This is a genomic window from Acinetobacter sp. JADD-222 (assembly GCF_049310645.1).
The window spans coordinates 157,884-170,434 of record NZ_JBMOWI010000002.1 but is presented as its reverse complement, the minus strand read 5'-3'; the positions used below and the strand labels follow the sequence as shown (position 1 = coordinate 170,434).

Here is a 12,551-nt window from a genome sequence, read left to right as displayed (position 1 = left end):
CTATTGAATGAATAAACCGCAAGCCCCCACTTTGCTACAACCTAAAGGCAAAAACAATGAAAGTGATGCAACTTCTCCCAGAACTTAATAGCGGTGGCGTAGAACGCGGCACGCTAGAAATTGCACGCGCACTTGTTGCACAGGGCCATCAATCTCTGGTTGTGTCTAATGGCGGACGATTAGTGTCTCAACTTGAAGCTGAAGGTTCTATTCACTTAACGCTACCAATTCATAAAAAATCACTTTCAAGCTTGTGGCAAATTCGTCCTTTACGCCGGCTGATTGAACAGCATCAACCTGATATTGTTCATGTGCGCTCTCGTGTACCAGCTTGGCTTACTCACTTTGCCTTAAGAAAAATACCTGCAAACAAACGCCCTCACCTCATTAGCACTGTACATGGTTTCTATTCAGTTAATCGTTATAGTGCGATTATGACTCAAGCTGAAAAAGTGATTGCTGTTTCTGACAGCGTGGTTAAATATATCACTGACCATTATAAAAACTGTCCACCGCAAGATATTGTGCGAATTTATCGGGGCATTGACCCAACGGCTTTTCCACATAATTACCAGCCCTCAGCACAATGGTTTAACCAAGTTTTTAATGACTTTCCTGAGCTTGAAAATAAGTTTTTACTTTGCTTACCTGGTCGTATTACACGCTTAAAGGGGCATGAAAGTTTAATTGAACTGATGCAGCAACTTCAGACGCAATATCCTCAGCTACATGTGGTTGTTGTCGGCGGTGCTGATGCCAAAAAGCAAGCCTACTTAAGTGAATTGCAAAGTACTATTCAAAGCAAAGGGCTCGCAAATAAAATTACCTTCGTAGGTCATCGCTCAGATATTCGGGAATGGCTCGCTTTTAGCGATATTGTGCTCTCCCTATCCAATCAAGCCGAAACATTCGGTAGAACAGCCTTAGAAGCGCTTTCAGTGAGTACACCAGTCATTGGCTGGAACCGTGGCGGTGTTGCCGAGATTTTATCGAATGTATACCCACAAGGTCTTGTTGAAGCAGAAAATGAAAAAGCCTTAATCGAGACTGTAAAAAATCATATTGAACAACCTCAAATCGTTGCTCCTGTCACTATGTTTAGCTTAAAAGATATGTGTGATCAAACACTAGAACTATACCAACGCGTTTTGAAATAACCCCAATAAAAAACCCGCAATATTCGCGGGTTTTTTACAACTAAAAGAAAGCCATCTTATTTAAATGTTGCTTCATAAGCAGCAGCTTTTTCAGAGTCGTATTGTTTTTCCCATTTACTGATTACAAGTACAGCAAGTGCGTTACCAACAACGTTCAACGCAGTACGAGCCATATCCATAATACGGTCAACACCAGCAATAAATGCTAAGCCTTCTACAGGAATACCAACACTACCTAATGTCGCTAACAACACAACAAATGATACACCAGGAACACCAGCAATACCCTTAGAAGTAATCATTAATGTTACAACCAAAATAACTTGTTGGCTGATTGACATTTCAATACCGTAAAGCTGTGCAATAAAGATTGCCGCGATACTTTGGTAAAGCGTAGAACCATCAAGGTTAAATGAATAACCAGTTGGAATCACAAAGCTGGAAATTGCTTTTGGCGCACCGTAAGCTTCCATTTTTTGCATAATACGCGGTAATACTGTTTCCGAGCTTGCCGTTGAAAATGCCAAAATCAATTCATCTTTTAAAATCTTAAATAAGATAAAAATATTGATTCCAAACATTTTTGCAGTCAAACCAAGCACAACAAATGCAAAGAAGAAGATTGCACCGTAAACTAATACAACTAATTTACCTAATGGAATGAGTGAAGCAAAACCGAAGTTTGCAACAGTTACAGCGATTAAACCAAATACACCCACTGGTGCATATTTCATGATGATATGCGTTACGCGGAACATCGTTTCTGAAACTGCATGAAATACATTTAACAATGGGTCTTTAGTGGTTGCTGGTAAAGAAGATAAACCAATACCAAATAGTACAGCAAAGAAAATCACAGGTAACATTTCGCCATGAGCCATTGAACTAATAATGTTCGTTGGAATAAGCGATAATATTGTTTGAATTAAACCATGTGACTGAGACTGAACTTCTTCAGTTGTATGCTTATATTGAGAAATATCTGTTTGAACCAGCTGAGACATATCAATGCCTGAGCCTGGATGGAAGATATTTGCTGCAAACAAACCAACTAAAATAGCGATAGTCGTAATAATTTCAAAATAGAGAATGGTTTTAAAACCAAGTCGCCCTAAACTTTTCGTACTGCCAACACCTGCAATACCTAAAATCAAGGTAGAGAAAACGATTGGAATAACAATCATTTTAATCAGGCTAATAAAGATCTTACCGAGTGGGGCAAGAACATTATTCACAATACTGTCTCTGATTTCAGGCTGGTTATGTAAAACAGCCCCGACAACTATCCCTAGGATTAAAGCAATTAAAATTTGCCAAGCAAGGCTAAATTTAAAATTCTTCATAAGACAATCCTTATGCACCGCAAAGTATCAAATATGAGAGGGAGAAGACCACTAACTAAGAGTGAAACCTCAACATGCACACTAATTCCCAAACAGAAATTTAAATGTACAAACAAATCACAACCCGCCGATCCGGCGAAGTAAAAAACAATGCCTGTTGACGATCCAACATGTCAACGATCGGCACATTCTATTGAGATTTATTAATTAAACAACCCCAATTTATCTTTAAATAAATCAAAGCCTATATTTATCCCTTAATAATCTATAAAAACAAAAACTTAGATAAAAAAATTTTTATATCTTTTTTCACTAAAAATTGCGCAGATGTATATGAAAACGTATGGAGGCTTAACGCGAATTAAATAGATTTTAAAAATAAGATAATCTTGGAAATATTTATGTGATTTGCAATAAGTTTTATAAGGTATATAAAAATATCAACCCGAGTTCTGCGTCCTGCAAAACTCGGGTAAATGAGGTTGTGCTTTCAGGTTAATAATTATTTTTATCGTTTCCGTTCCAACATCTGATCCGTGATGCTATTCCATATCAGCGTTGTGTATCCTTACTTGGGACTATCCATTCCCGGTTCCGTGTGCCGATGAATGTAGAATAAGGTTTTTATAACCCTCTGCCTATTCGCCCTAGACTCAAATCTTTGTACGATATTGCTTACATCACTTTTTATATTCTTTTTATTTATAAGGCTGTGCAATTTTATCAGTCACCACTTTTTCTTCGGCTTCAGCCTTTGCAATTCCTTCTTGGATAGCTCTTTGTGCCTCTTCTTCATCATCTTGAGTTTGTTCCAATTCCTCTTGAATATGCTCAAATATTCGACCAGTCTGCAAAACCACATAGACAGGAAAATGATCAGATCCAACATGAGGTAAACGCTGCATCTTCACCAAACCGAAATCGGTACTATGGAAAATATGGTCTAAAGACCAACGCAACAATGGATAATCTGCATGAAAAGTATTAATGAAATGTCGCCCAACACGCGGGTCAAGCAATCCACTAATCCGTTGAAATAACCGTGTAGTACGTGACCACGCTACATCGTTTAAATCACCCATCACAATACAGCTTTCATCTAGATCTTTAATTTGGTCGCCCACAATTAAAAGTTCAGCATCGCGTAAAGTCGAATCCTTCGCCTCAGTTGGACTAGGGGGCTTAGGATGCAAACAATAGAGTTGAACTGGCATACCAGACCGTAAAGTCACAGTGGTATGAATAGAGGGAATTTCATCACTGAGAATAAATTTAACTTCAGTATTTGATAAAGGTAGACGGCTATATAAATGCATGCCGTAGAGATTATCTAAAGGTACAGGAACACGATAAGGATAGTCACCTTCGATCTCCCTTAAAGCATTTTCCCATGTCGTATCGCTTTCTAATGTAAGTAGTAAATCTGGTTTTAATGTCCTGATCTGTTCAAGCAATAAATGATACTTATCATTAGGAGTAAGGACATTCGATACGATTAATGAAATCTGCTTTTGTGGATCTAATTGAGATGTCTTCACCTGTTTAACCTGTTTTTTCCAAAACAAGGTATAAGGCAAAATCATTTTAAGCTGATAGGCAATGGCAGCAATGAGCGCAGCCAACACGACTTCACGCCAGAGATTCCATTCGTTGGGCCAAAACAGTATTCCTATAAAGGCTAAAAGACCAACAAATAGAATCTGCAACCGAGGGAAATCGGCACCACGAAACCACCACTCATCACGAGGAATAAGTGACCAGAAACTTAACCAAATCACCAGACCAGCTAGAACTTCGATATAAATCATTGAATTTTCTCTTTTAAGATGATTTGTTTTTTAAAGTTTTTGTCATCTTTATCAATTTTGTATGTAACATAAACAAGATATTCTACTCAATAAAGATGGTGTTTTGTTTCTGTAACGCTTGCAGTTGTGGACACTTTTGATACACTCAACTCCCCCTAACAATTTTAACGCACCGAGGCAAAATGACATGAAAGTAGGTCTGGTCGGTTGGCGCGGGATGGTCGGTTCCGTCCTTATGCAACGTATGGTTGAAGAGAATGATTTTGCTCATATTGAGCCATTTTATTTCTCTACCAGTAATGCAGGTGGTGAAGCTCCTTCATTTGGTGGTAAGACTGCCCCAGCACTTATGGAAGCTACAGACATTAATAGTCTGAAGCAAATGGATGTCATTATTACCTGTCAAGGTGGTGACTATACGTCTGAAGTTTTCCCACAGTTAAAAGCGACTGGTTGGGATGGCTACTGGATTGACGCAGCTTCAACTTTACGTATGTCAGATGATGCAATCATCGTTCTTGACCCAGTAAACCTTAACGTCATCAAAGACGGATTGGTTAACGGCACCAAAACTTTCGTAGGTGGTAACTGTACAGTATCACTTATGTTGATGGGTGTAGGTTCACTTTTCCAAAATAATTTGGTGGAGTGGATGACTGCTATGACTTATCAAGCAGCATCAGGTGCTGGCGCACAAAACATGCGTGAGCTAATTACTGGTATGGGCTACTTATATAACAATACCAAAATATTGTTAGATGATCCTAAATCTGCAATTTTGGATATTGATCGTCAAGTTGCTGAGTTACAACGTGGTGAAGGTTTCCCATCTGCTAACTTTGGTGTGCCATTAGCGGGTTCATTAATTCCTTACATTGATAAGCAACTTGAAAACGGTCAATCAAAAGAAGAGTGGAAAGGTCAAGTTGAAACCAACAAGATCTTGGGTAACTCACAAATTGTTCCTATTGACGGTCACTGTGTCCGTATTGGTGCAATGCGTTGCCACTCACAAGCACTTACAATCAAGTTGAAAAAAGATGTACCGCTTGATGAAATCGAAGATATGATTCGTACTTCAAGCCAATGGGCGAAAGTTGTACCAAACACTCGTGAAGCGTCTATGACTGACCTTACACCTGTTGCTGTAACTGGTACCTTAACTGTGCCTGTAGGTCGTCTACGTAAACTCAACATGGGTAAAGAATATCTAGGTGCATTTACAGTGGGTGACCAGTTACTCTGGGGTGCTGCTGAGCCTTTACGTCGTATGTTACGTATTTTAGTTGAATACAAAAGCTCATAATTTGATTTGAATTATTCAGTCAAAATAAAAAGCCGATCACATTAGATCGGCTTTTTCGTAACTGGTTTGTGAAAATTTTACAATTTATTTACATTTCATTATTGTATAATTTTGAATGACTTTACGACTTATTAGGTCATGGATTGAGATGACTGTTTATAACAAATTAAAAATTGCCATTTTCACCATTATGTCTTCGCCTTCTATTTATGCGATTACATTAGACCCTATACAAATTCAGTCCGCACCTGGCGATTTGTTATATGCCGAAATGAATTTTCAACAAGCTGACCCCAACGCTACCCTACAAGTCAGTCTAGCGACTCCTGAAGATTTAAGCGCGTTAGGCGTAACTCATCAGCCGCCCGGAAATCTTAATTTTTATACACGCCAAAACGGTCAAGGCTCAGGGGTTATTGTGATTACCTCATCTCGCCCTGTGATTGATCCTGAACTAAATATTGTAGTAAAAATTAGTGAAGGTTCTGCTACACGTTTGCAGCATATCAAAACCGTAATTAAGCCTTCTTCTATAAAAAAGACTGAAAATAACGAAAGTACTTTGTCACCTCAGTTTATTGTCAATGAAAAAGACATTGCTCTAAATCTGCCAGAAAGTACTCGATATGTATCACCAACTTCCGCCTCAACTCCAACTGATTCGAATGGTGAACATAGCATTAATATTAGCTCTGGAAATGCTCCTGCTATAAACACAAACTCACCCAATACATCTAGCGAAAGCTCTTCTAGTCAGGTTGCTCAACAAGTTGCAGCTAGTGCTACTTCTGATCAGGTAGCAGCAAAAAATCAAAGTAAACCAAGCAGTGTCAAAACAGCCACAAACAGTTCACCAAAAAACATGGTCAACAAACTAACAGCGCAAAAGAAATCTGCACCTCAAAAAATGCTCAACCAAAATCCTGCAAAGAAACAATCGTTAAGTTCCTACAAAGGACCAGCATCATCAGGTAAATATGTGGTACAGCGAAATGAGTCTTTATGGAGCATTGCTAATCGTATTGCCGCGGAAACAAAACAACCTGTTGCGAAAGTCATGCATGATATTCAAACACAAAACCGACATGCTTTTATTCAAGGTGATGTAAATCGTTTGCGTCAGGGAATCGCACTTAACCTAGCTCACTCTCCTGCAGCTAAACCTCAGCAAAACAAGTCAAAAACAGATATCGCACATACTGCAAAATCAACTTCTGGCAAAGCAAAATACCGTTTACAACAAGCCGAAATGAGTATTGTGGCTGAAAACAGTCAAAATTCTACGCATGGAAGTGCTAAAAAGAGCACACAACAAAGTCAAAACAATACTGAGTTAGCAGTAAAAGTTATGACAACAAGAGAAAAAACCGTTACATTACAAAGGAATGTAACCAAACTAAATCAAACTTTACGTTTAAAAGACCAACGTATTCAACTTCTGAATGCACGTTTGGCAGAGTTACAACAGCAGTTACAAGCACAGCAACAGACTCATAAGCAAAAGCATTAAGTTAAAACCAGAGTCAGCTCGCTTTATATTGCAAATATTTATTTTTTAAGGGGAAAGTAATGTTATATGTGATTCCATTCATCATATTGCTCGTGGTCGCTGTCATTTTAAAAAAACGCGAAAATAGCCAAAAGCAAGAGTCGAATTCCCCTAAAACAATAAATAGAAAAACCAATAAAAAAGCGAACTCTAAATCAAGTAAAAACTCGCGTGAAAAAACTAAAGTAAATGTAGTTGAAGAATCTATTCCCTCTACTCCACAAAGCAGTCCTGTTCCAGAGGCTGTTCGTCAGAAGATTCAGCTACTTATTCAAGAAAAACAATTCTCAGCCGCTGAAGCTCAAGTCAATCAGGCGCTCAAAAAAGATAATACGCAACATGAACTTTATTTATTGCTACTTGAGATTCATATTGCACAAAAAGATGAGTTTGCAATAACTCAACTGATTAGCCATATTCGTAGCTTAGCGCTCAATGAAATAGCCATTCAAGCAGAAGCCAGACAAAAAGAATATGAGTCATCAAGACAACCAGATGCGATCGATTTTCCTCAAGCTCAAACATACCAAGAGCCAAAAAATACATCTGATGCAACAGCTCAGTTTGACCAATTAACAACAAGTTCTTCTGAAACTTCTTTTGATGAATTGCAGCAAGACTATACCCCTGTAAAGCAAGAACCTGCTGTTGAAGTTGAACCTTTAGAGTTTAACTTTTCATTTGAGCAAACTACGACTACCGAAAGTACCAGCCAACCAACACAGAAATCAGAGTTATCGCCATCTCAAGAAACAAATGAGCTAGCTGACCTAGAGTTTTCTTTTGACTTGGCACCTCTGCATGAATCTGAGGAAAAAAACCAGACAATAGCGGCACCAGCAGCTCAAGAGAACACCAATGCTTTGGATTTTAATCTTGAATTAACCCATGAAAATCCAGAAGTAAAACCTAATGAACAGATCTCATCATTAGATGAGCTTCAACTCTTAGAACAAGTTCCATTAGAGTCGAATTCAATAGCACCTCTTGAGTTTTCGCTAGACGAACCTACATTAGTTATAGCACCAGAGATTGAAACTCAGAACCTTGTAGACCTAGTAGGCGAAGAAACTACCCCAGATCAAACTAAAGATCCCCTTGTAGAAGCTTTTCCAGAATTAAAACAGTTAGATGAAAATGAACTTGATTTAAAACTAGCTGAGCAATACATCAAGTTAGGAGCTTACCCAGCAGCTCAAGCCTTATTGGCAAGCAATGAGCAAAAATTCAACACAGAACAACAACAACGCGCGAAAAACTTACTTAATCGCATAGCTTCTTAGAACTGTTCGATTTACCATAAGCAGTCAGAGATGACTGCTTTTTTATGCCTGCAAAAATATGAAAAAAATAGCCTTATTTTATATGGGTGGTACTTTTGGTTGCATTGGTGAACCTCTAGCTCCTATGCCTTATGAGCAATTCTTGCCTCAACTTGAAAAAGTGATTCCCCCACATTTAACAGTTGACTGCTTTGCTGCACCCAATATTGTTGATAGCAGTGCATGCACGGCACCTGACTGGTTACGCCTGATTCAACGTATACAACAACTACAACTTGAAGGTTATCAGCATTTCGTTGTTATTCATGGTACAGACACACTCAGTTATGCGGCTGCGACCCTAGCCCGCTTTTTGGGCCAAAGCTGTCATATTGTGATTACTGGTAGCCAATACCCATTACTCAATATTCAAGGCGATAATACCCGTGAATTTACTGATGCAATTGAAAACTTATATCTTGCATTAGAACAAGTGATTGCTTTACCTGTGGGTGCTTATCTCGCATTCCACCATCAAGTATGCCATGCGCAAACTGCATTAAAAACGCATACGACTGAACTCGATGCATTCTCAGGGCTAAGTAGTGAAGCTGAGTTTACGCCTCAGCAAAATGAATTGATCGTACAAGATGCCCAAATTGAACGAGCTGCTTCCTTCCAGATTTTAAACTGGATGATGCAACCCATTGCGACACAGCACTTAGTACAACAATTACGTCACTTACTTTCAGCCCCACCACACTTTTTAGTGTTACAAGGTTTTGGTACTGGCAATATTGCAGTAAACCAAGAATTACTCGCAACATTAGATGAGCTTTACGCACGTGGCTGTGTTCCAATTCTTACCACTCAGGTGACATTCGGTGGTATTGATCAACGTTATGCGATTAGTGCCTGGACCAAAACTGCAAAAATTGTCATCAGTGATGCTCATAGCCATGCAGATCTCTATGCAAAAGCCCTTCAAATCTATTTAAAATACCCAACCCCAGAACAATGGCTCAGCCATTGGAATGAAAATTAGCATTAAATAGAGGTGAAGCTATGCAACGTTATGCAGTCGGTATTGAATTTAGCGGAGTTCAATACCGAGGTTGGCAAACACAACAGCCAGGCGTTGCCAGCGTTCAGGAAACGATCGAGCGTGTACTGAGTAAAATTGCAGATGAGCCCATTGCACTTCACGGTGCGGGTCGTACTGATGCGGGAGTACATGCAACGAATATGGTGGCGCACTTCGACACGAATGCTATTCGTCCAGAAACGGGGTGGTTAAGAGGGGCAAATAGTCAACTACCTAAAGATATTTCCATTCAGTGGATTAAACTGATGGATGAAAATTTTCATGCCCGCTTTAAAGCGACTGCTCGACGTTACCGCTATATCATCTATAACGCACCGCATCGCCCAGCACTATTACACAAGCAAGTTACGCACATTTACCAAAAGCTAGACGTACAAAAGATGATTAAAGCTGCTAGTAAGTTCGAAGGAACGCATAACTTTGAAACTTTCCGCGCAGCAGCATGCCAATCAAACCAGCCTGTTCGACATGTAAAACATTGCCGTTTATTTGAACATGGACGCTATTTAGTTTTAGATATTCAAGCAGATGGTTTTTTACACCATATGGTGCGTAATATTGTCGGTTGCTTACTCGAAATTGGTCAAGGTATGTATGAGATTGATCATATCGATGCAATGTTTGCGGCGCAGGATCGTAAGGCAGCTGGGGTAACCGCCCCACCCGATGGACTTTATTTCATTCAGTGTAATTATCCTGAGCAGTTTGATTTGCCGCAGCCACCACTTGGACCACATTGGCTAAACTTACCAGATTAAAATATTTAAAACTCAGTATCAAAATTAAGCATTAAATAAGATACGCGACAAAGTCATACGCAACCTGCCCTAAATATATAATTATATGTTTTTGCGATGCATTAGATATTGATAATTATCTAACAGGTTTTGCGTATGACAATGGTTTTGGTTACTTTTCCCGAAAGAAAAGTAACTCTAGCTGAAAGCCAATCCAATTATTAAAGCCTCAATGGCACGACTCCGTCATGACATAGAATAAATTAACGGTGTTGTTTACGCTTACGGTACTCCACAGGTGTTTCATTCGTCCAACGCTTAAATGCACGATAGAACGTACTTGGTTCAGAGAAACCAGTTAAATATACAATACGCTCAACACTCTCGTTGGTATTTGCCAAAAGCTTTTTAGCCAAACGGCAACGATAGTCAGAAAGTATTTGTTGAAAACTGGTATTTGCCTCACTGAGCTGAGTACGTAAACGACGCGGCGTAATATTCAACTGAGCAGCAACCGTCTCTAAAGTTGTTTCTCCACTTTCAAGTGTCGAACCAATCGCACGACGAACCTCACCCACCAAATCATAACGGGCCAGTTCCTGCAATTTTTCAATTGCGAGCTGCTCATGCAATTGCAATAACTCAGGCTCTGCTTGCCAAAGCTGGAAATCTAAAATAGCTGGGTCAAAATATAAACGTGTCTCTTTCTGACCTAAGCTAACTGGACAGCCAAATACACGGAAATATTCATCCTCAGAAGCTCCTTCGCTAAAATTAAAATCGATGAAGATAGGATGAAATTGTCCTTCAGTAATGAACTTAAAAAATCTAAGCACGCCCGAAATCGCACATTCAGAGAAATGACGATTGACGAGATTGTCAGCACCAATCTGTTCGCCATTGGTTAAATAACAACGTCCTTCTTCAACAACTAGTTTTGCATCAAATGCATCACTAATCAGTCGTTGATAAGCTAAGGCTCGTTTTAAGCCTTCACCAAAGGTTTCACTACTAATAAATAGATGTTCAATCACTTGCCCTCGATATAAAGGCAAATGTTCACCTAAATGCAGACCGATGTCTGGATCTTTACTGACTTCCTGAGCGGCAGTCCAAAAGGCGTATTGTGCACTTAACGGTGTACGTGCATTGGTATCGACCTGATTTAAAGCAACTCCCGCTTTGGTTAATATTTCTTCTGTTGGCAAACCCGCACGACGAATCGCTTGGTAGCCAAAGCGTAATACAACTGATGCATCTGTTAGCTGACCCACGCAGTGCCCTTCCATGTAGATACTTCATTGATATTTAGGGCTGTTGACCTTTATGCAATTAACAGTCCCTAATAACTATGATTTTAGATTAGCGTTGATTGACCAAACTGACAACAGAATTACACTTCTTTTGTGAAAAAAATTACATCTTTTTTGATTAGTCATACTTTAACCAGATGCTTTAGCAGAAGTGTGTCTATCTTGTTTTTTTTAAAAAAATTGACTATAATTTGCGCCTTTCCAATTTGATCATCAGGTAGGCTATGGCCAATAAAGAGGAACTCATTGAGTTCGAAGGCGTTGTCACCGAAACGCTTCCTAATACGATGTTCCGTGTACGTCTTGAAAACGGTCACGAAGTTATTGCACACATTTCTGGTAAAATGCGTAAACACTATATTCGTATTCTTACTGGCGACAGTGTAAAAGTCGAAATGACTCCATATGACTTAACTAAAGGTCGTATTACGTACCGTGCTCGCTAATTAGTGAATGCAAAAAAGCCACTTTATGATGTGGCTTTTTTATTGCGTTATTTATTCACTTAAGCGACTGGTTTTACATCCCACCGTTTGGCATTCACGCAATCTTTCTTGCAGCCAATGGTTTCTTTCTTGCGTTGTCTGTAAACGACATTGCACGTCTACACTATTCCTATTTGAATCTGTACACTCGGCATCACGTTGACGTATCCATGCAAGCTGAGACTTCTTAAGAATATTTTTCTGCGCGGTGTTTAACTTTACTCGCAGTGCTTGATAATTCTTATTCAGATCAGCATCAGCACTCGCATAAATTTTATTTGTACAGTAAATATCATCGTAAGTATTGCGGGCACTATCACAGTTATCTGCATACACTACAGTCATGCCAAAGCTGCATAAAAAAGCAAAAACTATTTTTCTCATACTATTCTTCCTTAAGTTTTCTATGAAATTATTATTAAAGTGATTCGAATGTAATTGATAAATCGAAAGACAAATTAACCTTCTATTTATCATAATCCTCCT

At 39.1% G+C, this 12,551-nt stretch carries 11 protein-coding genes; 7 read left to right on the top strand and 4 right to left on the bottom strand.

Translation table 11 applies throughout. The features are described 5' to 3' along the window. Positions 1–56: 56 nt before the first annotated feature. Entirely contained in the window at positions 57–1,157 is a 1,101-nt protein-coding gene (locus ACO6UW_RS02780; RefSeq protein ID WP_284108751.1) for a glycosyltransferase family 4 protein, read from the top strand. A gap of 56 nt (positions 1,158–1,213) precedes the next feature. On the opposite strand, the gene gltP is transcribed toward ACO6UW_RS02780, so the two are convergent. Continuing rightward, entirely contained in the window at positions 1,214–2,500 is a 1,287-nt protein-coding gene (gltP, locus tag ACO6UW_RS02775) for a glutamate/aspartate:proton symporter GltP (protein ID WP_017385696.1), read from the bottom strand. Positions 2,501–3,198: 698 nt separating this feature from the next. Further along, positions 3,199–4,308: an endonuclease/exonuclease/phosphatase family protein gene (locus ACO6UW_RS02770; protein WP_250734112.1), complete on the bottom strand. Its 1,110-nt coding sequence runs from the start codon at positions 4,306–4,308 to the stop codon at positions 3,199–3,201. 187 nt (positions 4,309–4,495) lie between these two features. Between ACO6UW_RS02770 and asd the strand changes: the two genes are divergently transcribed. The 5 genes from asd (at position 4,496) to truA (ending at position 10,288) form a co-directional block, all read left to right on the top strand. Further along, entirely contained in the window at positions 4,496–5,614 is a 1,119-nt protein-coding gene (asd, locus tag ACO6UW_RS02765; protein ID WP_057076911.1) for an aspartate-semialdehyde dehydrogenase, read from the top strand. A 148-nt stretch (positions 5,615–5,762) separates the two neighbouring features. Continuing rightward, positions 5,763–7,124, top strand: coding sequence for a type IV pilus assembly protein FimV (locus ACO6UW_RS02760; RefSeq protein WP_057076912.1), 1,362 nt, complete (start codon positions 5,763–5,765; stop codon positions 7,122–7,124). Positions 7,125–7,183: 59 nt separating this feature from the next. Next, positions 7,184–8,446: a hypothetical protein gene (locus ACO6UW_RS02755; RefSeq protein ID WP_057076913.1), complete on the top strand. Its 1,263-nt coding sequence runs from the start codon at positions 7,184–7,186 to the stop codon at positions 8,444–8,446. Positions 8,447–8,504: 58 nt separating this feature from the next. After that, positions 8,505–9,470, top strand: a complete 966-nt coding sequence (locus tag ACO6UW_RS02750; protein ID WP_032042089.1) for an asparaginase — start codon at positions 8,505–8,507, stop codon at positions 9,468–9,470. A gap of 20 nt (positions 9,471–9,490) precedes the next feature. Beyond that, positions 9,491–10,288, top strand: a complete 798-nt coding sequence (gene truA / locus ACO6UW_RS02745) for a tRNA pseudouridine(38-40) synthase TruA (RefSeq protein WP_017385691.1) — start codon at positions 9,491–9,493, stop codon at positions 10,286–10,288. A gap of 242 nt (positions 10,289–10,530) precedes the next feature. Here truA and ACO6UW_RS02740 read toward each other — a convergent pair whose 3' ends face one another. Further along, on the bottom strand, positions 10,531–11,541 hold the full coding sequence (locus tag ACO6UW_RS02740; protein WP_005066032.1) for an AraC family transcriptional regulator: 1,011 nt from the start codon (positions 11,539–11,541) through the stop codon (positions 10,531–10,533). Between the two features lie 263 nt (positions 11,542–11,804). On the opposite strand from ACO6UW_RS02740, the gene infA reads away from it, so the two are divergent. After that, positions 11,805–12,026, top strand: coding sequence for a translation initiation factor IF-1 (gene infA / locus ACO6UW_RS02735; RefSeq protein ID WP_001284370.1), 222 nt, complete (start codon positions 11,805–11,807; stop codon positions 12,024–12,026). A gap of 51 nt (positions 12,027–12,077) precedes the next feature. On the opposite strand, the gene ACO6UW_RS02730 is transcribed toward infA, so the two are convergent. Then, complete coding sequence (locus tag ACO6UW_RS02730; protein WP_057076914.1) at positions 12,078–12,449, bottom strand: lysozyme inhibitor LprI family protein; 372 nt, start codon at positions 12,447–12,449, stop codon at positions 12,078–12,080. Positions 12,450–12,551 lie beyond the last annotated feature (102 nt).

Excerpts from the sequence above, each read along its gene's own strand:
- ACO6UW_RS02780 (WP_284108751.1), top strand. The coding sequence starts at position 57 with ATGAAAGTGATGCAACTTCTCCCAGAACTTAATAGCGGTGGCGTAGAA.
- gltP (WP_017385696.1), bottom strand. The coding sequence starts at position 2,500 with ATGAAGAATTTTAAATTTAGCCTTGCTTGGCAAATTTTAATTGCTTTA.
- ACO6UW_RS02770 (WP_250734112.1), bottom strand. The coding sequence starts at position 4,308 with ATGATTTATATCGAAGTTCTAGCTGGTCTGGTGATTTGGTTAAGTTTC.
- asd (WP_057076911.1), top strand. The coding sequence starts at position 4,496 with ATGAAAGTAGGTCTGGTCGGTTGGCGCGGGATGGTCGGTTCCGTCCTT.
- ACO6UW_RS02760 (WP_057076912.1), top strand. The coding sequence starts at position 5,763 with ATGACTGTTTATAACAAATTAAAAATTGCCATTTTCACCATTATGTCT.
- ACO6UW_RS02755 (WP_057076913.1), top strand. The coding sequence starts at position 7,184 with ATGTTATATGTGATTCCATTCATCATATTGCTCGTGGTCGCTGTCATT.
- ACO6UW_RS02750 (WP_032042089.1), top strand. The coding sequence starts at position 8,505 with ATGAAAAAAATAGCCTTATTTTATATGGGTGGTACTTTTGGTTGCATT.
- truA (WP_017385691.1), top strand. The coding sequence starts at position 9,491 with ATGCAACGTTATGCAGTCGGTATTGAATTTAGCGGAGTTCAATACCGA.
- infA (WP_001284370.1), top strand. The coding sequence starts at position 11,805 with ATGGCCAATAAAGAGGAACTCATTGAGTTCGAAGGCGTTGTCACCGAA.
- ACO6UW_RS02730 (WP_057076914.1), bottom strand. The coding sequence starts at position 12,449 with ATGAGAAAAATAGTTTTTGCTTTTTTATGCAGCTTTGGCATGACTGTA.